The sequence below is a fragment of the Phreatobacter sp. AB_2022a genome (genome assembly GCF_026847585.1).
In the GTDB taxonomy this organism is placed as follows: Bacteria; Pseudomonadota; Alphaproteobacteria; order Rhizobiales; family Phreatobacteraceae; genus Phreatobacter.
This window is the reverse complement of record NZ_JAPSET010000009.1, coordinates 135122-154233: the sequence shown is the minus strand read 5'-3', so window position 1 is coordinate 154233 and position 19112 is coordinate 135122. Positions and strand designations below refer to the sequence as shown.

The 19112-nt window shown below is 63.1% G+C and carries 14 protein-coding genes, 1 tRNA gene and 2 pseudogenes; 10 read left to right on the top strand and 7 right to left on the bottom strand.

What is annotated here, in order from left to right; translation table 11 throughout:
- On the bottom strand, positions 1 to 1146 hold a 1146-nt coding region (locus OZ671_RS09290; protein WP_268860494.1), incomplete at its 3' end, for a DUF2865 domain-containing protein.
- Positions 1147 to 1377: 231 nt separating this feature from the next.
- Between OZ671_RS09290 and OZ671_RS09285 the strand changes: the two genes are divergently transcribed.
- The 4 genes from OZ671_RS09285 (at position 1378) to OZ671_RS09270 (ending at position 5046) form a co-directional block, all read left to right on the top strand.
- Positions 1378 to 2328 (top strand): dihydrodipicolinate synthase family protein, encoded by a 951-nt coding sequence (locus tag OZ671_RS09285; protein ID WP_268860493.1) that lies wholly within the window; start codon positions 1378 to 1380, stop codon positions 2326 to 2328.
- 23 nt (positions 2329 to 2351) lie between these two features.
- A complete protein-coding gene (locus OZ671_RS09280; RefSeq protein ID WP_268860492.1) occupies positions 2352 to 3332 on the top strand; it encodes a Bug family tripartite tricarboxylate transporter substrate binding protein in 981 nt (326 codons plus the stop codon).
- A 138-nt stretch (positions 3333 to 3470) separates the two neighbouring features.
- On the top strand, positions 3471 to 4259 hold the full coding sequence (locus tag OZ671_RS09275; protein WP_268860491.1) for an ABC transporter permease: 789 nt from the start codon (positions 3471 to 3473) through the stop codon (positions 4257 to 4259).
- Between the two features lie 7 nt (positions 4260 to 4266).
- Positions 4267 to 5046, top strand: a complete 780-nt coding sequence (locus OZ671_RS09270; RefSeq protein WP_268860490.1) for an ABC transporter ATP-binding protein — start codon at positions 4267 to 4269, stop codon at positions 5044 to 5046.
- A 401-nt stretch (positions 5047 to 5447) separates the two neighbouring features.
- Here the strand turns inward: OZ671_RS09270 and OZ671_RS09265 are convergent.
- Both OZ671_RS09265 and OZ671_RS09260 read right to left on the bottom strand, forming a co-directional pair.
- A pseudogene (locus OZ671_RS09265) lies at positions 5448 to 6575 on the bottom strand (IS3 family transposase).
- Between the two features lie 263 nt (positions 6576 to 6838).
- The gene (locus tag OZ671_RS09260; protein WP_268860489.1) at positions 6839 to 8932 is read right to left on the bottom strand and encodes a class I SAM-dependent methyltransferase; all 2094 of its coding nucleotides are present in this window, start codon (positions 8930 to 8932) and stop codon (positions 6839 to 6841) included.
- Positions 8933 to 9608: 676 nt separating this feature from the next.
- Here OZ671_RS09260 and OZ671_RS09255 point away from each other — a divergent pair.
- Positions 9609 to 10400: pseudogene (locus OZ671_RS09255) on the top strand (IS481 family transposase); the annotation flags it as partial.
- Here the strand turns inward: OZ671_RS09255 and OZ671_RS09250 are convergent.
- Complete coding sequence (locus tag OZ671_RS09250) at positions 10357 to 11283, bottom strand: IS481 family transposase (RefSeq protein WP_268860488.1); 927 nt, start codon at positions 11281 to 11283, stop codon at positions 10357 to 10359. The pseudogene OZ671_RS09255 and the gene OZ671_RS09250 overlap by 44 nt on opposite strands.
- Positions 11284 to 11548: 265 nt before the next feature.
- Here OZ671_RS09250 and OZ671_RS09245 point away from each other — a divergent pair, with 265 nt between their 5' ends.
- From OZ671_RS09245 to OZ671_RS09230, 4 genes are all read left to right on the top strand, one after another.
- Positions 11549 to 12442, top strand: a complete 894-nt coding sequence (locus OZ671_RS09245) for a MurR/RpiR family transcriptional regulator (protein WP_268860487.1) — start codon at positions 11549 to 11551, stop codon at positions 12440 to 12442.
- Positions 12439 to 13770: an aspartate aminotransferase family protein gene (locus tag OZ671_RS09240; protein WP_268860486.1), complete on the top strand. Its 1332-nt coding sequence runs from the start codon at positions 12439 to 12441 to the stop codon at positions 13768 to 13770. Before OZ671_RS09245 ends, OZ671_RS09240 begins: the two co-directional genes overlap by 4 nt.
- 41 nt (positions 13771 to 13811) lie before the next feature.
- Positions 13812 to 14861: an amino acid ABC transporter substrate-binding protein gene (locus tag OZ671_RS09235; protein ID WP_442957063.1), complete on the top strand. Its 1050-nt coding sequence runs from the start codon at positions 13812 to 13814 to the stop codon at positions 14859 to 14861.
- A gap of 96 nt (positions 14862 to 14957) precedes the next feature.
- Positions 14958 to 15032 (top strand) — tRNA-Val (locus OZ671_RS09230).
- Positions 15033 to 15058: 26 nt separating this feature from the next.
- Here the strand turns inward: OZ671_RS09230 and OZ671_RS09225 are convergent.
- The gene (locus OZ671_RS09225) at positions 15059 to 15418 is read right to left on the bottom strand and encodes a hypothetical protein (RefSeq protein ID WP_268860485.1); all 360 of its coding nucleotides are present in this window, start codon (positions 15416 to 15418) and stop codon (positions 15059 to 15061) included.
- Between the two features lie 153 nt (positions 15419 to 15571).
- Between OZ671_RS09225 and OZ671_RS09220 the strand changes: the two genes are divergently transcribed.
- On the top strand, positions 15572 to 16576 hold the full coding sequence (locus OZ671_RS09220; RefSeq protein ID WP_268860484.1) for a class I SAM-dependent methyltransferase: 1005 nt from the start codon (positions 15572 to 15574) through the stop codon (positions 16574 to 16576).
- Here OZ671_RS09220 and OZ671_RS09215 read toward each other — a convergent pair.
- On the bottom strand, positions 16573 to 18129 hold the full coding sequence (locus tag OZ671_RS09215; protein WP_268860483.1) for a right-handed parallel beta-helix repeat-containing protein: 1557 nt from the start codon (positions 18127 to 18129) through the stop codon (positions 16573 to 16575). The two genes, OZ671_RS09220 and OZ671_RS09215, sit on opposite strands and share 4 nt — an antisense overlap.
- Before the next feature lie 8 nt (positions 18130 to 18137).
- Positions 18138 to 19073 carry a phage tail protein gene (locus tag OZ671_RS09210; protein ID WP_268860482.1) on the bottom strand — a complete coding sequence of 312 codons (936 nt, stop codon included), beginning with the start codon at positions 19071 to 19073 and terminating at the stop codon, positions 18138 to 18140.
- Positions 19074 to 19112: the final 39 nt, after the last annotated feature.

Genomic DNA, 19112 nt, shown 5'->3' with positions numbered 1-19112 from the left:
CGACTGGCCCCGTTCGCCACGCGCCTGCCGCTCGGCCTCGCGCCGGGCGCGCTGCTCGGCGGCCATCTCGTCGCGCAGGCTGGCGCGCTGCGCAGCCGGCATGGACAGGAGCCGCGCCTGCTCGGCCGAAACGATCTGGTCGCCGGGCCGCAATGTCGGATCGACGCGGTTGGCAAAGCTCGCGGCCCACGATCCGCCGGGAGGCCGGCAGGTGCAGGCCGCGTCGAAACGGGTGCGGAAGCGCAGCGCATTGGGCAGCGAGGTATAGGACCTGCCGGTGGAGGACACCGCATTCTCGATGCGGTCGTCGCGCATGCGGAACAGCGCCACCTCGGTGCCGGGGCACTGCAGCTGGCACATTTCCTCCTCGTCCACCGCCGCGCCGGGGCGGGGCGAAGAGGTCATGGGGAAGAAGGCGCCGTCGCACAGGCGCACGCAGACGGCCCGATGGCCGACGCCGCGCGGCCGCTGCTCCTGGTCCTCGCCGAGCGGGCTCAGCGGCCGGTCGGACGGCGGCCGCTCGGCCACGGCAGGCTCCTCGGGCGGCAATTCGCGCCGGCCGCCACCGAACAGATGCTCGATGAAGCCACCAAAGCCGCCGCTCGGCGCCTGATAGGCGGTTTGCGGGCGGCCGCCGGGGCTTTCGTAGCGCCGGTAGATCTGCCGTTCCGGCGGCTCGTCGCCGAACCAGCCGCCGCGGGCCGCCTGGCGCGTACCGCCCCGACAGCCATTGGCGTCATAGGCCGCCATCAGCCGCGCCCGCTGGGCGCTGTTGCCGCCGCCGGCGCTCTGGGCCTGCAACTGGCCGAGATTGGCCTGCATGCGGCCGATATGCTGGCCGAGCGCGGCGCATTGGCCGCTCTGGAAGAAGCCGCCGCAGCCGGCCGCCTGGTACTGGCGTTGCGCATTGGCGATCTCGGCGCGCTGGCGATTGGCGAGAGCCGCGAACCGCCGGTTGCCGCCCGAAGGGGCCTGGTCGAGCCGGGCGAGCTGCGCCTGGATGTCGCGGCACACGGCCGGCGCCTGTGCCGAAGCGCTCCCGACCGTTGCGGCGAAAACCGCGACGGCGAAGGCCGCGAGCCGGATGCCCGCCGCTCGTGTCGTGCCCGTCTTGTCCTCGCCCATGCGCATGACCGGCCCGGTCACCTCCCGCTGACGTTACGCCCTCAAGCGGTCTAACCGCTTCATCAAGCCTTGTCATGGTCAAGACGGCGTAAAAATGAAGGCAATTTGATGTGATGCCGGCGAACCACAGCAAGGCTTGACTGTGGCAGCCGGCGCGCCGGCGCGGATGCCCGGAAAATGCAGGAAGCCCCTGCCTTGACGGAAGCCCGGCAGCGCCGGACAGTGGCCGGATCACCGCCATCGAGGCCTGCCATGACGACATCTGCGACCAAGCTGCTCACCGGATCCTTCGTGGCGCTCGTCACGCCCTTCGACAAGGCCGGGCAGGTCGATTTCGGCGCATTCCGCGAGCTTCTCGCCTTCCAGCGCGCCCACGGCACCGGCGCCGTGCTGATCATGGGCTCGACCGGCGAGACCTCGCTCCTCTCGCCCGAGGAGAAGCGCGCGATCATCGTCGAGACGGCCAGGATGAAGACCGCCGACATGCCGCTGTTCTACGGCTGCACCGGCAACAACACCGACACGACCATCGCCAATGTCAATTTCGCCCGCGACAACGGCGCCGACGGGGCGATCCTCGCCGCCCCCGCCTATATCTGCGCCGCGGAGGCCGATATCGAGCGCTTCTTCCTCGACGTCGCCGATGCGACCAGCCTGCCGCTCGGCATCTACAACAACCCGCCGCGGGTGAAGACGGACCTGCACTGGGACAATCTCCTGCGCATCTTCAAGCATCCGAACTACGTGGTGCACAAGGAATCGACCACCCGCGTCGGCCAGGTGGCGCAGGTGCTGGCGGCCCGGCCCGACGTTTCGGTGATGTGCTGCGACAGCCCCAATCTCGGCCTCGTCGTGCCGACCATGAGCCTCGGCGGCCACGGCACCGCCAATATGACCGGCAATCTCGCGCCGGCCGAGCTCGCCACCATTTCCAAGCCCTGGACCGGCTATGCCGAGGCCGACGGCTTCCGCACCGCCTATCTCGGTCTTCTGCCCCTGCTGCACTACACCTATTCGGCGATCAACCCTGTGGCGGTGAAATCGCTGATGAAGGCGGTGGGCCTGCCGGTCGGCGATCTCCGGCGGCCGCTGACCAACCTCGAGGGCGAGGCGCTGGCCAAGGGCCTGCGCGTGATCCAGGAGCTCGGCCTCGACAAGCGCTATGGCTACAAGCTCAAGTCGCCCCAGGCGATCGCGGCCTGAGACGTTCCGGGACGCCACCGACGATGAAACATCTGAATCGCCGTCGCCTGCTGGCGCTCGCCGCCGCGGCCCCTGTCGCCCTGCCCCGCCTCGCTCATGCCGAGACCTATCCCGCCCGGAGCGTCACCATGGTCGTGCCCCATGCCGCCGGCGGGCCGGTCGACGTCGTCGGCCGGCTCGTCGCCCAGGGGCTCGACGCTGAACTGCGCCAGGGCTTCGTCGTGGAGAATCGCGCCGGCGCCTCGGGCGTGGTCGGCGCCGGCTATGTCGTGAAGCAGCCGGCCGACGGCTACACGCTCTATTTCAACGCCTCGATCCACATCGTGAACCCGCTGACGCGCAAGGAGCCGGCCGGCTTCGACGTGATCAAGGATTTCACGCCGATCGCCAAGGTGGCGCGCGGGCCGGTGGTGTTTTCCGTGCCGCCCTCGCTCGGCGTCGAGACGCTTCCCGCCTTCGTCGCCAAGGCCAAGGCCGATCCGGCCAAGATGAACTTCGCCATTTCGGGCTTCGGCTCGGCCGGCCACATGATGACAGAGCTGTTCCGCCTGCGCTCCGGCCTCAGCCTGCCGCTGGTGCTCTATCGCGGCGGTGGCCCGGCGGTGAACGACCTGATCGCCGGCCATGTCTCCGCCTTCATCGACCCGATCCTGTCGGCCCTGCCGCAGATCCGCGCCGGCCGCGTCAAGGCGCTGGCAATCGGCGCCAAGGCACGCTCGCCGCACCTGCCGGACGTGCCGACCTTCGCCGAGCTCGGCTATCCCGGCCTCGACCTCGAGACTTGGTACGGCGTCTGGGGCCCGGCCGGCCTGCCCGCCCCGGTGGTCGCGACGCTCGAGACCGCGATCGCCAAGGTGGTCGCCGGCGAAACCTTCCGCTCGCGCCTTGGCGATCTCGGCTTCGAGCCGGATTCACTCGGATCGAGCGCCTTTTCCAGCTTCATATCGGCCGAATATGCCCGCTATGTCGCGCTGGTGGCGGAAGCGGGAATCGCGCCGCAGTAACGGCAGCCGATCGCACAACCAAGCCCGCCGGACCTTGGGTCAGGCCGAGCCCCATCTTGCCAAGGGACGCTCGCCTGTGTTTTGACGCGCTCGCTTGAGAGCGCGCCGACATACGGCGCGGAGCAGGAGAATGGCTTGATGGGTCTGGTCGCGCATGGCCTTGCCGACGTCGTCGGGGGCTTTGGCTCCTGGCGGATGTGGTGGATGCTGGCCAAGAACGACGTGGTGCGCCGCTACCGGCGCTCGCGTCTCGGCCAGTTTTGGGTCACGCTCAGCATGGCCGTGATGATCTTCGGCATGGGCGCGGTCTATTCCACCCTGTTCAACACGAAGATGGCCGACTATCTGCCGCATCTCGGCACCGGTCTGGTGCTCTGGGGTCTCATTGCCTCCACCATCAACGAATGCTGCGCGAGCTTCACCGAAAACGAGAGCATCATGCGGCAGGTGGCCCTGCCTCGCTTCACCTATCTCCTGCGCACGATCTCCCGCAACGTCTTCATCTCCGCGCACAATCTCGTTATCCTGCCGGTCGTTTATCTCATCTGCGGCACACCACTCGACTGGCACCTTCTCTTGTTCGTGCCCGGCCTCATTCTCGTGCTCGCCAATCTCGCCTGGGTCGGCTATCTCCTCGCCATCCTGTCGACGCGTTTCCGCGACATCCCGCAGATCATTGCGAGTATCGTCCAGGTGGCATTCTTCTTGTCACCCGTCATGTTCAAGCCCTCGCAGCTCAGGGCTGGCCATCCTGTGCTCATCCTGAACCCCTTCGCGAGCATGCTGGATGTGATGCGCGAGCCGCTGATCGGTTCCCTGCCGAACATGACCTCGTATCTTATCCTGATCGGCCTGCTCGTCGCGGGATGGCTGGTGACGCTCGCCTTCGCTGGCAAATATTCGCCGCGCGTCGTCTATTGGCTCTGAGGACATCATGGCACATGTCATCTTGGACAAGGCGAGCGTCGAGCTCGCCATCTACAATCCGCGCGGCCGCGGCCTGAAGCATGAGCTGCTGCGCCGCACCGTCGGCGGCGGCCTGCATAATGACCGAGACCGCAGCATTCAGGTCGTCCGGGCGCTGAGCGAAGTGAGCTTCGAGGCGCGCGACGGCGACCGCATCGGCCTCGTTGGGGGCAATGGGGCGGGTAAGACCACGCTGCTGCGCGTGCTCAGCCGGGTCTATCCGCCGACCGGCGGCCGCGCCGTCATCGAGGGGCGCGTCTCCTCGCTCATCGATCTTTCCATGGGCATGGATCCCGATGCGACCGGTTACGAAAACATCGAGATGCGCGCCGTCATGCTCGGCTTGACGCCGAAGCAGGCCGAGGCGCTCGTACCCGATGTCGAGGACTTCAGCGAACTCGGCGAATTTCTGGACCTGCCGATGCGCACCTATTCGAGCGGCATGATGCTGCGCCTCGCTTTCGCGGTGAGCACAGCGGTGCACCCCGACATCCTCATCCTCGACGAGATCATCGGCGTCGGCGATGCGGCCTTCACCGTGCGGGCCGAGAAGCGCATGCATGAGACCATCGAGCGCTCCAGCATCATGTTCCTCGCCAGCCACAGCAACGAGGCGATCAAGCGCTTCTGCAACCGCACGCTCTGGATGAATGGCGGGAAGCTGATGATGGACGGAGCGCCGGCTGAGGTTTTGGAGGCCTACGCGGCGCATAGCGGTGTGGGGAGCACAATAAACGAGCGGTCGTAGTTGCCGGTGCTCAGCCGGTTGTCGGAGTTGATCATACGCTGTTGGGCCGCAGACTCGGCACCGCAGGTCGCATTTTGGCCGACCACAATACCCGTATATAGAAGCGCAATTGCCTGGCGGCCGGCCAGTCGCCATTGCCCCGGCATAACGACATATTCGAAATCTGGCGGTGCGCAAGCGACAGATATTTGGCAGCTCACCGAGCCCCTCCGGTTATCGCCGGCCGCCCTACAGCGTTACCGCCAGCCCCTGAAGCCGGCCATACCGCGATGGATATGGCGTCAATTGTGGCTTTCATTTCGATCGCCTGCCCGGATATGTCGGAAGCAACGGACGCGTAATCGGTTTCAAACCGGTGCCTGGCTTCATCACGCTATTGGCGATGACGTTGCCCCCAGTTTTTATCCAGTGCTGAGTTCGTTTCTGGCGGTTGTGGAGCCCTTTGGGGCAGGTGAAGCGGCGAGTTCTGGCGCTGTGCTTGTCGCATGGCGCGGCGCCAGAGGCCGACGCGGGATGCAGGTCGAGGCGAAGACAGTTGGGGCCTGCCATCCGAGCTGCGAATGAGGGCGTGCGGTGTTGTCGTCGACGCGCTGGTTCGCCAAGGCCGTGCGCGCCCGCGACAGCGACGAGAACAGGGGCTCGTTGAGCAACTCGTCAGCCGGCCGTTGAAGCTTTCGATGAAGCCGTTCCGCATCGGCTTACCGGGTCCGATCCGCCCATGCCAGGATCGCGTTGCTGGTGAACTCGCTGCCATTGTCGCTCACGATCATCTTCGGCCTGCCGCGCTGGCGATCACACGGTCGAGTTCGCGTGCGCCCCGAAGACCCGACAGCGAGGTGTCGGCCACCAGCGCCAGGTTCTCGCGCGTGCCGTCATCCACGATGGCCAAGACCTGGAAGCGGCGGCATCGGTGAACTGGTCGGAGACGAAGTCGAGTGACCAGCGCTCGTTCGGCCGGAGAGGCACCAGCATTGGAGTTCTGGTGCCTATCGCCCGTTTGCGGCCACCGCGCCGACGCACCGCCAGCTTCTCCTCGCGATAGAGCCTGAAGAGCCGCTTGTGGTTCACGACATGGCCTTCGTGCCTGAGCAGGACATGCAGGCGCCGATAGCCGAAGCGTCGCCGCTCCCGCGCGATCTCGATCATTCGCTCCCGCAGAGCGCGGTCGTCTGGGCGTCCAGATTGGTATCGCACGGTCATGCGGCAGCAGCCGATGGCTCTACACGCCCGCCGTTCGCTCATCGCGTGATGCTGCACGAGATGCGCGACAGCTTTCCGCTCGGCGTCGGGCGTCACCACTTCTTTCCCAGAAGATCCTTCAGCGCGACGTTGTCGAGCATCGCGTCGGCCAGCATCCGCTTCAGCTTGGCGTTCTCGTCCTCGAGAGTTCGAAGGCGCCGGGCCTCGGAGACGTCCATCCCGCCGAACTTCGCCTCCCATTTGTAGATGCTGGCGTCACCCACACCGTGCTTGCGGCACAGATCGGCGACCGACACCCCGGCCTCCTGTTCCTTCAAGATCGCGATGATCTGCTCTTAGGAGAAGCGGCTGCGCTTCATGTTCTGGTCCTCGCAATGGGCCGGAACGAACTTCAAACCGGATTAGAACCGAGGGGCAACGTAACCACCGCTGTGCAATTCCGCGCGAAACCCACCGAGGCTCTCACGGGCGATGAACAACCTCCTCAGTCTCCACAACTAACCAGTCCCAACCGCTCGGACCACCGGACAAGCGTTCCCCCCGGACAACTGATCAGCGGCATAAACCTGCCCAAGGCAGATACAGCTTCTGCCTATTCAAGCGCCTCCGGGGAAAGATTAGTAATCACTGCCACAGCTTGTCCCTCGGACCGCTCGATCACGTCGAGCAAGCGAAACTCCGGATTGATACATTGAAATCGTGCCAACCACTGCTCTGGCATTTCGATCGTTAGGTGGCTATGAAAATCATCATAGCAGGCAATGATGTGGAATTGCATGGGGGCCGCGACAATGATGCGCATCAAGGCTTCTTGAAGCTGCTGCGGCGCAAGATGCTCTAGAAAATCGGCGGAACAAACGAGATCAGCGGCCGGCAAAGGATCTTTGGTAGCATCCCATATCTGAAATGAAACACCGGGCGCCGAATGCGGAAACTTAGGAGAAGGTGCCCAATCCAGACCAATAACCTCCGACCCCAAAGAGGCCATCGCGCCAGCGAACGCGCCATTACCAGTCCCGCATTCTACGACCCGCTCCGGCTTAAGGCGCCGGAGGACTGACGTGTAAGGAAGCAGCCAGTTATTCGCCATGTACGCAGGTTCAAATCGATGCAGACGCTCATAATAACTGCTCTTGGCAGAGGTGTTTAACCTCTGCTCGATCAAAGCCGATTGTGTCAACCGATGGCCTTCCACGACCTCGACCGAAAACAGCCCCACTCCCAAGGGTCTGGCATCCTCGTTTATTCCAAGAGACATCGGCGACTTGGGAGATATTACTTCAAATATTGCAACAAATAGAGAATTACAGCATTCAGGAGCAAAATTGATCTGAATAGACTGAGGGCCATTCGCTCGGTCAAGGGCCACCTCGGCGAAACCGTCCTTGCCAGGCGTACGAAGCCTGACAACCGGGGCGAAAGTTTTGTCTGACGCAAAAATTTGAAAATTTAAAGAAATAGTTATGTTTTGCTGCGAGGCCACGCGGAACGCCAAGCACGCATATTCGCCGCTCGACCACGCGCCCCAGACTTCAGGTTGATGCCAACCAAAACGCAACATGGCTGACGCCCGACTCCCTGCCGACACAACATGTGCTATTCCGGGCCCGATTGTCGGCACTGGTAGCGGTGAAATAGCTGCGTCCGCCAATGCGGGCCTTCCCAGCGCGCTCTCGATCAAGCTGCTGGTCGCATAGATGCGCTTCGCATCATCGAGTGTTCTAACGTCGCGATTGACGACTGATTGCCAAAAAGAACGTGAAAACAACACATCGGTAACATCCACCCAATCAGAGAGACTCTCGGGTAATATATCCGGACAATCGCGATCTGAAACAATGAGTGGAATAGTTTTAATCTTCCAGTATTTAGCCTCAACAAGAACACTGGATGACAAAGCAGAAATAAATTTTACATTTTTATCCAAAAAATACGAATAGGCGCCTCTAATTTCAAGAACACTATTCGGTATTTCCTCCAAAATCCTCTTCAAATTCTGCAATCGATCGCGCGACTGAGGATGCGGCACTACGTGTAATTCGTCCACGGTTGACGCAAGTTCCTTAATCCGACTGAAAATGTGATCATCCGCGAGCGTCGCCAATCGTTGTGCTTGAACAACGGCGAGGTCGAGATGCGTTTGTCCAAAGATTGCTCCTATCGAAGGGCCATCGAGTGTCTGGCCTCTCCACAATCGCCCCCCTCTCCCCGCCAGGTGCTGAATCTGTCTTGTTACGTCATCATCCGACAGTGACACGTTCGCAAGCAGTGTCGCGATTTCAGGACATGTTGTTCGCGCTCGCCAACACAATTTGTCACCGAAACGTAAGGGTGAAATTTCCAGATCCAGTATACGGATTCCAAAATCATCAAATGTCGCAATAAGGCCAGGCGTCAGACCGAATCCTACGACCAAGTCGGCTTTTTGATACGGCTGCAGTTCGGGCATTGTACTAAGTTCGAGGTGTGATACCATCTGAGCCCAACCGGCCGCGTCGCGCGAGATCCCTAGGCGGGTAAAAATCGCAGCGATGTCCAATGCCCCAGCATCGGCCACATCGAGCGCCAAACTAAGGTCGACGGGCAACCCCAGAGTAGCCGCCCCCAATAGCTCGTAGATCCAGCGTGCGTTTTCCGCTACCGATGCCAGCCCCGAAACGCGCCCTCGGAAAACATCCGACGTCACTATAATATTCAACAGTCGCCTCTCTCAACCCACTTCCAATACTGCCTATGACCTCGCGTGCTCATTTGGGAGCTATTGAGGTCGCGCCTCATTCGGCAGCGCCGCTGATGCTTCGACGGCGAGCTATTGCGGAGAATCGCCCTTTAGCCGCCATGCTCGTTAGCGTTGTGTAATCGATTTGTCACGATCGAAGAGCCATTGGTCAATGGAAGGCTGAGAGGTTGCTTGCGGAGTTGCCGCACCAAGCAATGCCTGCCGCCAATGAAGCGGGCGAACTAAGAACGCGCCAGTTGCGAGGGCATCCATTGGATCGGATCGAATAGCGTCGTTGACCTTTAAGGCCCAATCGGCGAGCTTCACAATGCGCGCGATCTGGCCTAGATCCTATCTATTTGACAATTTCGTACTAGGCACTGTTTCACACGCCCCATTCTACTTAAAGTTGAATCTAGGCATTTTTCCGCAAGAATCTTCTACATCGAAGTTGATCTAATGAAGATTGACCGATTAATATTTCGACATAACTGGCAGCCTCCGATCCGACCAATGGCCCGAATCAACTCCCATCTGCTTTGGAAACCCGATTCAGCTCAATCAGATCGAATTCTCCTATTAGCGAAGCGCATTGGCTGCCTAAGTGTGGGTTCTGGTCAGGTTGTTCCGGCGAGAGCTTGAGCCGGTGATCGCCGTTTTGACATCGGAGGAAGAGGCCATGGCGGTCGCCTTCCGCGAACACACGCTGCTGCCGCTTGATGACTGTCTTTACGCCCTGCAGGCGACGATCCCGCATCTGACGCGCTCGGCCCTCCACCGCTGCTTCCAGCGTCACGGCATCAGTCGGCTTCCCGCGAACGATGGGAAAGGGCCGCCAAGAAGACCTTCAAGCGCTATCCGATTGGCTTCTTTCGTATCGACATCGCTGAAGTGCGGACCGAGGAAGGCAAGCTCGACCTCTTCGTTGCCATCGATCGGACTTCGAAATACGCCTTCGCCCAGCTCGTGCCGAAAGCGACCACTCGCGAGGCCAGGGCTTTCCTCGACGCACTGGTGGCGGCGGTGCCCTACGAGGTCCACACCGTGCTCACCGACAACGGCATCCAATTCGCCGACCTGCCTAAGAACCGCCAGGGACCGACTGCCAGATTCCGCGGACACCCCTTCGATCGCGCCTGCTCGAGCCATGGCATCGAGCATCGCCTGACCAAGCCCAATCACCCATGGACCAATGGTCAAAGTGGAGCGGATGAACCGCATCCTCAAGGAGGCCACCGTACGGCGATATCATTACAACACCCATCGGCAGCTCCGGGACCACCTCGCCGCGTTCCTGGACGCCTACAACTTCGCCAAGCGCTTGAAGACCTTACGCGGCCTCACACCATATGAAGCCATCTGCAAAGTATGGGCAGATGAGCCCGAACGCTTCAGGCGCGACGCCGCCCACTTGACCTCGGGACTGAACACCTAGCATGCGGCCGGTGCTGGTTGTACCAGGCCAGCCATCGCGTGAGATCCGCGGTCCGGCGGGCGGACGAGGGGAACGGGATGGCATAGGCCCATTCCCTGAGCATGGTCTGAATGAAGCGCTCTGCCTTGCCATTCGTCTTCGGGGTGTAGAGTCGGGTGCGGATGTGCCGGATGGCGAGCATCCCCAGCGCTTTGCGGAAGAGCCTGGCGATGTATCCCGAGCCGTTGTCGGTCATCACTCTTTGCACGCTGACGCCCCGCTCCTTGAACCAGCGCAGCGCCCGCACGAGGAGCCCGGTGGTCGACCACCGCCGCTCGTCGGGCAGCACCTCGACATAGGCAAGCCGGGTCGCATCGTCGATGGCGACATGCAGGAAGTCGTAGCCAAGCCGCTGGCTGGCGCCACGCCGGTTGCCGGTGATGCGGTGGCCGACGCCTTCAAAGCGGGCCAGCCGCTTGATGTCGAGATGAAGCAGTTCGCCGGGGCGCTCGCGTTGATAGCGCCGCACCGGCTCCTTCGGATCAAGCGCGGACAGCCGGCCGAGCCTCATCCGCGTCAGCCAGCCGGCAACCGTCGATCGCGCCAGTCCGAGGCGGGACGCAATCTCCTCACCCGTCAACCGGTATTCGCGGCGCAGCTTGGCCGCCAGCCCGGGCCAGAACGCGCTCGTCGCCGATCGGGACCCATGGGGCCGGGACGAGCGGTTCTGCAGCCCGGCCTCTCCATCGCTCCGCCATCGCGACAGCCATTTGCGGGCGGTTCGTTCGCTGACCCCAAAGCCGGCCGCCACTTCGCCGACAGGCCGGCTCTCTCCTACGATCCGCCGGATCATCTCCGCTCGACCAAGCGGCGTCGTTCGCGCATTCTTGTGCGGGTTGTTCATCCTCGTGCCCTGCGGTGCTTCGTGTCGCAACGACCACCTTCTGGCTCTCACGGGCGATGAACAACCTCCCCAGACTCCACAGCTAAGCGCCCGCGATCGCAGCTTCGAGCCGACATTTGCGTGCTTCATCTCAGCGGAATATGCCCGCTATGTCGCGCTGGTGGCGGAAGCGGGAATCGCGCCGCAGTAGGTGATCCAATCGGACTATTTCGACGAATTGAAACACTTGTTTCATTTCTGACCAGACCTGCTAGGCTTCGCCGCCATGGACGAAGCCAAGCTTCTGAAGGCGCTGACCAACGACTACGACCGCCTGCCGCCGCAGCTGCAGGCGGCGGCGCGATGGGTGCTGGATCATCCGGCCGATGTCGCGCTGCTCGGCACGCGTGAACAGGCCAAACGCGCCGGACTGCCGCCGGCCACCCTGACGCGGCTGGCGCAGCGGCTCGGCCTTTCTGGCTACGACGTCCTGCGCCAGGCCTTTGCCGCCACGCTGCGCCGGCGGCCGGAGACCTTCCATGGCCGTGCCGGCGAGCTCGTTGCCCGCCACGGGGCGCAGGGCGATGCGGCGCTGGTCACCGACACGTTCGATGCGCTTGGCGCACACCTGAAGGACCTGTCGAGCCCCGATGCCGTCGCCAGGCTGGTGCGGGCCGCCGACCTGCTCGCCGCCGCAGCCCGCGTCTTCTGCTTCGGCCTGCGCTCGGCCTTTCCGGCCGCCTTCATGCTGGACTATGTGCGCAACCTGCTCGGCGCCGCATCCGTCCTGGCCGATACGGCGGGCGGGCGTGGGGTCGATGCCCTGCGCGGCATCGGGCCTGACGACCTCCTGTTCGCGGTGTCGGTCAAACCTTATACGCGCCTCACCCTGCAGGCCGCGCGCTTCGCCAAGGACCAGGGCGCGACGCTGGTCGCGATCACCGACAGCGCGCTGTCGCCGCTGGCGCGCATCGCCGATGCCGCGGTGCTGGTGCGCACGGAGACCCCGAGCTTCTTCCACACGATGACGCCGGCCTTCGCCGCCGTGGAATGCCTCGCCGCCCTGACCGCGGCGCGCCAGGGCGAAAACACGTTGAAAGCCCTGGCGCGCAGCGAAGCGCAGCTCGCCGCCTTCGACACCTATCTCACGCCGCCCCAGCGAAGGACCAGCCGATCATGACCAAGGTTCTGCATCGCATCATCGCCCAGGACTATCCGGTGGCCGCCAGCGGCCGCGGCGTGACCATCACCGACGCCGAGGGGCGCGACTATATCGATGCGTCCGGGGGAGCGGCGGTCTCCTGTCTCGGCCATGGCCATCCGGACGTTCTCAAGGCCATGCATGCCCAGCTCGACAGGCTGGCCTATGCCCATACCAGCTTCTTCACCACGGAGGTGGCGGAGGAGCTGGCGGCAACCCTGGTCGCGGATGCGCCTCATGGCATCAGCCATGTCTATTTCGTGTCCGGAGGATCGGAGGCCATCGAAGCCGCCATGAAGATGGCCCGGCAATATTTCGTCGAGCGTGGCGAGCCGCAGCGCCGGCACTTCATCGCGCGCAGGCAGAGCTATCACGGCAATACGCTGGGGGCGCTGGCGATCGGCGGCAATGCCTGGCGGCGGCGCGAGTTCGAGCCGCTGCTGATCGAGACGCACCACGTCTCGGCCTGCTTCGACTATCATGGCCGTCATGCCGACGAGAGCCCCGAGGCCTATGGCGCAAGGCTCGCCGCCGAGCTGGAGGCAGAGATCGCCCGGCTCGGTCCGGACACGGTCATCGCCTTCGTGGCCGAGACGGTCGGCGGCGCGACGTCAGGCGCGATCACGCCGGTGCCGGGCTATTTCAAGCGCATCCGCGAGATCTGCGACCGCCACGGCATCCTCTTGATCCTGGACGAGGTGATGTGCGGCATGGGCCGCACCGGCACGCTGCACGCCTGCGAGCAGGAGGGCATCGCCCCCGACCTGATGACCATCGCCAAGGGCCTCGGCGGCGGCTATGCGCCGATCGGCGCCGTGCTGGTGGCAGGCCATGTTCACGAGAGCTTCGCCACGGGGTCCGGCCTGTTCCAGCACGGCCACACCTATCTCGGCCATCCCCTGGCGGCAGCCGCCGCCCTCGCCGTCCAGCAGGTGATCAAGCGCGACCGCCTGCTCGACAATGTCCGGATGCAGGGCGAGCATCTCCGGCGCCGCCTCACCGAGCGCTTCGGCAACCATCACCATGTCGGCGACATCAGGGGGCGCGGCCTGTTCCAGGCGATCGAGCTGGTCGCCGACCGCGGCGCGCGCTCACCGTTCGATCCCAAGCTGAAGCTTCATGCCCGCATCAAGCGCGAGGCCATGGCGCGCGGCCTCATGGTCTACCCGATGGGCGGCACGATCGACGGCGCCCGCGGCGACCACGTGCTGCTGGCGCCCCCCTTCATCGTCGACGGCACGACCGTCGACGTGATCGTCGAGCGGCTCGCAGAAGCCGTCGACGCGGCCCTCAGCGGCCTTGCCTGACCACTCTCCAGAGGAAGAACGGGACCATGACGACCAGACGATTGAAACGGGCGCTCGCCGCCGCGGCCCTCGGCCTTGCCGGCCTGATGAGCGGACCCTTCGCCGCGCCGGCGACCGGCGAGGCACAGGCGCAGACGGCCAATGTGCTGGAACGCGCCAAGCAGCGCGGCTATCTCACCTGCGGCATCCATACCGGCCTGCCCGGCTTCGGCTATCAGGACGACCAGCAGCAGTGGCGCGGCCTCGACGTCGATCTCTGCCGCGCCGTGGCGGCGGCGATCTTCGACGACCCGACCAAGATCCGCTTCGTGCAGACGACCACCCAGACGCGCTTCATCGTGGTGCAGACGGGTGATGTCGACATGCTCGCCCGCAACGCCACCTATACGCTGGCGCGCGACACGGCGATGGGCATGGCCTGGCCGGTGATCAACTTCTTCGACGGCCAGGGCTTCATCGTGCGCCGCTCGCTGAACGTGACCAGCGTGAAGGGCCTGTCGGGCGCCACCATCTGCGTCACCCAGGGGACCACCACCGAGCTCAACCTCGCCGACTATTTCCGCTCCAACAACCTCAATTACGAGGTGGTCAGCTTCAAGACCAACGAGGAAGGCGTGAAGGCCTTCGAGGCCGGCCGCTGCGACAGCTTCACCACTGATTCCTCGGGCCTTGCCGCGGAGCGGCTGAAATTCGCCAATCCGAACGATTTCGTCATCCTGCCGGAGCTGATCTCGCGCGAGCCGCTGGGCCCGGCCGTGCGCCGCGGCGACGAGAACTTCGCCGCCATCGTGCGCTGGACCCACTACGCCATGCTGAATGCCGAGGATCTCGGCGTGACGCGCGCCAATGTCGCCGAGCTCGCGCGCTCGACCCAGAGCCCGGAGATCCGCCGCCTGCTCGGCCTCGACGGCAAGTTCGGCGAGGCGATGGGGCTTTCCAACGACTGGGCCCTGCGCATCATCCGCCATGTCGGCAATTACGGGGAGGTGTTCGAGCGCAATGTCGGCGCGGGCTCGCGCCTCGGCCTGCCACGCGGGCTCAACGCGCTCTGGTCGCAGGGCGGGCAGCAATATCCCTACCCCATCCGCTGAAGGCGGGCGCGGCTTGCGGATAAGTTGCCGGCCGCGCGCGTTCGGTTCTTGACACCCGAACCCGGGAGCCGCTAGGAACGCGGCTCCCCATTGGCGGGGCGCGTAGCTCAGCGGGAGAGCACTCCCTTCACACGGGAGGGGTCACAGGTTCAATCCCTGTCGCGCCCACCATTCCAGCTCCACGATCGTCCGACGGCTCATCGGCCTCGATGGCCCGCCTCCCCGTCCGATACGGCCACGGTCTCGCAGGCCGCGGCGTGAACGGCGCGCAATGTGAAAGCGGCGCAATCGTTCGAGCGCGAGCGATCGCCTTCGAGGATCTGCCGGATCATCTTGATGTCGTCCCGCATGAGGGCGATCGTGTCGCGTTCGGCGAGCCTATCGGTGCGGCTTACCCGTGCCGTGATCTCCCGCCCTTCAGCGCGAATGCGTTCGAGCGAATTCCTCTGCCCGGTGCCATATTCATGCACGCTGACCCGCATAGCAGTCGCGACAAGGATCATGCAGACTGCGGTCGCGATAACGCACCAGCAATGCAGGTGGCGTTTCGTCGTCATCGCGGCTCCCTCCTTCCCACATGTGGCAATGTCTCAACCGCCAATCTCGTCGCCGAGATTCTGCGGGCCAGCGTAGAGTTAGCCCATCAATTTCCGTTGTGGCCTTCGCAATCATGGACAAGGATGTAAGTAGGCGCCGAACGTGAGATACACATGAGTGCAGCAACCGGACCACTCAGCGTCCCACTAATTGCCAACCACCCGGCAGCGCGAACCTCAGCATTGCTTGATCATTTCAAGTGGATGGGAGAATACGTTGCGTCATTGCCACGATCGTACTTCGATGTGATGCACGCTTCCCTGGACACTCACTATTTTGGCGGCCAAACTGCCGAGCTTTTGGCCGATGAAGACTGGTTTATATACCAGTATATGGGGCAGCTAACGATCCGGCTGTCGCAAGCAGTTGAAAATTTTATTCCCTGGGTCGAGAATACAATTTCACTGAAAGGCAAACGAATCGTCGAAATTGGCTGCGGAACCGGTACAAGCACTGCCGCCCTAACTCGACGCGGCGCTGACGTTACTGCGATAGACATCTCAGCGGATGCAATCTGCTTAAACAAAATTCGCCTATCTGCACTCGACTTGCCAAAACAGAACTATATACACCTCAAAGACGACTGGCTGAGCGGCGACGAATATTTTGATTGGTCTTCCCTACGCTTGTCGACAGTCGACACCGTTGTTGCCTACGCATTGATTGAACATCTGATGCCAATGGAGCGGCTAATATTGCTTAGAAACCTCTGGGCCAGATTGCCAATCGGCGCTCATCTGGTCGTTTTTGAAACACCAAATCGCCTTGCGCCGATAGATTGGCATTCAACGCACCTTCCCTTTTGGAACATACTGCCAGACGACCTCGCCGCCCAGTATGCCAATCGCTCCACCCGGAACGATGTACCTCAGACACTAAAATGTGGCGATCGAGAATCCATGTATCGATTTGGTCGAGGAGTATCATTCCATGAATTCGAGCTAGCTTTGGATTCATATGAAATTCTTGCGGACTTCGAAGCGCCAATGGCTCCCGACCGGTCCAGTTTTGGGCAAAATCGCAATTACACTGAGGTGCTCAAAAATACCCTGAAGGAAATATCCATCCATAAAGGCTTTGCGGCACCTAGTCTAGATCTTATCATTCGAAAACTCTAGACTGTTGCGCCCGTTTGTAAAACAAGCCACGAGGCGCCGTCAAATTCAACAATAGCATAAGTATTTACGGATGAGAGCCAGACGATCTCGGCAGCTGACGCACTTCGAATTTTGATAGCTCCCACGCCAGTTGCCGAACCGCCTCGAATGAAGTGAAAGCGCTGACCTCGCCAACCGGCCGGCAATGTAACGATCGCGTCCGATGCCCCGACGACAGAAGTATAGCGCTGGACCAGCACATCAGTATCGGTAACAACCTGCGGCGGGTTCCCAGGATAGGCCAGTCCCGGCCGTGTCCGGACGGCAAGGCCGGTTGGAAGCTGCCGCCCTGTAAGGATCAGTGAGCGACCAGAAATGCGATCTTCGCGCGAATGAAGCACACCAAGATGGCCAACCCCACTAGAAAACGCATAAGGTGATGCCGTCTCAAATATGTTGTTTGTTGAGACGACTTCGCAATCGACATCACTTGTGCTGTGTCGAATTTTACTATCTCCTCCAGTGAACGTATTATTTGCTATCATCGCAATACCGGATCCGCCTGAGAAGGTTACACTCAGTCCAAGTCCAGTGTGAAATTGATTAGCAATGATCTGAACGACCGCACCGCTCGTAGACAGATCAAGAAGCAACCCCGCACACTGCGTCCCGTACCCCTCGAAAACATTGCCCTGCACCGTCGTCGCGCGCGGGCGGCCGATATAGCTGAGGGTTGCCTGTCCGGTTGCCGGCGGGGTGCCGAAATTCCAGACGTGGTTGCCGGTGATGATCCAGCCGGCCGATTGCGAGATGGAGAGGTTGTAGGCGTTGTCGTAGATGAAATTGCCGGTGAATTCGGCGTCGCTGATCACACATCTGAGGGTCGGGTCGTCGGCGACGAAGAAGCCACCGCCGCCATTGCCGTAGATCTGATTGTGCCGGTAATGATTGCCGTAGCGGCCGTTCAGCATGGCCGAGCCGTCGGCGGTGGTCGCCGGCTCGTGGAAGCCGAAACGGGTCGCGCCGCGGAAATGGCAGGCATCGACCTCCGATGCGTAGGAGCAGTTCACGAAGGCGTCGCGCGCGATGCCGGCAGCATCGAAGACGAGACCGGAGACGATGACGGGCGCCTGCGCATGGGTGGCGTTGTTCACCCAGTTCGCACTCGCCGCGAGATAGAGCGAGGAGCCGCCGGCGCGCTTCCTGATCGTCGCGCCGGGCTGGCCGAGCAGGCGGGGCATGCGCTGCTTCCAGGGCACCGGGTTCGATGCATATTCGGCATTGTCCGGAATGATCAGGTTGTCGACGAGATAGGTGCCGGGCGCGAAGACCAGGGCGAGGTTGTTCGCAACGCTCGCATTGACCGCCGCCTGCACCGCTGCGGTATCGTCCGCGACGCCGTCGGCCAGCGCGCCGAAATTGCGCACAGAGACCCATTCGCCGACGACCCGGTCGATGCCGCCGGCAAGGTCCGAAAGCGTTTCCGTGGCAGCCACGGGATCGATGATGGTGCCGAGCGTCGGCTGCGCGAAGGTGTTGGTCGGCAGCGCATAATGGCGTCCGGAGATCGGCATCGTCGCCCTCACGTCCTGATGATCTTGAACACATAGATCGACGGCTGCACGTTGTTGTGGCCGGCGCCCGACCCCGACCAGCCCGTCGTGAAGCTGTGCTGGTGCTCGCCGGCCCAGCCGGTCGCGATATTGGCGCTGTTGATGCCCGACCCGAAAGGCGGGGTCGTATAGGGACCGCCGACGCTGGCCAGAACGCCGGAGACCGCATGCTGGTGTCCGCCGCCGACATCGGTGACGCCACCATGCTGATGCGGGCCGTTCTCCGCCCCCGTCAGCGCGTGGACGTCGGCGCCCGAGGCCCAGCCGAGCGAATAGCGGGCCGCGCCCTGCGAGACCATCCGGCCGGCATCGGCGCCGCCCATCGTGTCGAGGCCGACGCCGATGCGGCCGCGATAGTCCGGCACGTTGAAGGTCGTCGACCCGTTGCCCGCACCGTAATAGCCGCCGATGACGGCGAAGAGATCGGCGTAGGTGGTGCGCGAAACGGCCTGGCCGTTGCACAGGAGCCAGCCCGCCGGCGCGTTCGGACCGGCGAAATCGACGACGGTACCGGTCGGCACGACGCCCGGGCCGGAGGCGCCGTTCTGCACCGTGAGCGTGCCGACCGTGAGCTGGCCCACCGTCATCGGCACATGCGCCTGAACGTCGGCCGTCGATGTCGAAAGGCCGCTGACGCCGCCCTTCACCAGCGCCGTGCGGCCGCTGATGCTGGCAAGGCCGCTGGAACTGTCGCCCGAAAAGGCAAAGCCCGGCGCCGCGGCGGAACCGGCAACCGACAGCAGCGGCGCCTGCATCGGCCGCAGGCCGCTGAGCGGCATCGAGGCGGAGATCTCGGCGCCGATGTCGGAAAGCCGCGTCTCGACCTTGCCGGCATCGGCCAGCGTGTTCGGCAGCACCTGGGTGCCGGGCGGCGGCGCATAGATGCCGGATGCATTGCGCGGCATGGGTTGCTCCACGAAAAAGCCCCGCACGGCGGCGGGGCG

Excerpts from the sequence above, each read along its gene's own strand:
- OZ671_RS09225 (WP_268860485.1), bottom strand. The coding sequence starts at position 15,418 with ATGACGACGAAACGCCACCTGCATTGCTGGTGCGTTATCGCGACCGCA.
- OZ671_RS09210 (WP_268860482.1), bottom strand. The coding sequence starts at position 19,073 with ATGCCGCGCAATGCATCCGGCATCTATGCGCCGCCGCCCGGCACCCAG.
- OZ671_RS09245 (WP_268860487.1), top strand. The coding sequence starts at position 11,549 with ATGGACGAAGCCAAGCTTCTGAAGGCGCTGACCAACGACTACGACCGC.
- OZ671_RS09240 (WP_268860486.1), top strand. The coding sequence starts at position 12,439 with ATGACCAAGGTTCTGCATCGCATCATCGCCCAGGACTATCCGGTGGCC.
- OZ671_RS09270 (WP_268860490.1), top strand. The coding sequence starts at position 4,267 with ATGGCACATGTCATCTTGGACAAGGCGAGCGTCGAGCTCGCCATCTAC.
- OZ671_RS09215 (WP_268860483.1), bottom strand. The coding sequence starts at position 18,129 with ATGCCGATCTCCGGACGCCATTATGCGCTGCCGACCAACACCTTCGCG.
- OZ671_RS09280 (WP_268860492.1), top strand. The coding sequence starts at position 2,352 with ATGAAACATCTGAATCGCCGTCGCCTGCTGGCGCTCGCCGCCGCGGCC.
- OZ671_RS09220 (WP_268860484.1), top strand. The coding sequence starts at position 15,572 with ATGAGTGCAGCAACCGGACCACTCAGCGTCCCACTAATTGCCAACCAC.
- OZ671_RS09250 (WP_268860488.1), bottom strand. The coding sequence starts at position 11,283 with ATGAACAACCCGCACAAGAATGCGCGAACGACGCCGCTTGGTCGAGCG.
- OZ671_RS09275 (WP_268860491.1), top strand. The coding sequence starts at position 3,471 with ATGGGTCTGGTCGCGCATGGCCTTGCCGACGTCGTCGGGGGCTTTGGC.
- OZ671_RS09285 (WP_268860493.1), top strand. The coding sequence starts at position 1,378 with ATGACGACATCTGCGACCAAGCTGCTCACCGGATCCTTCGTGGCGCTC.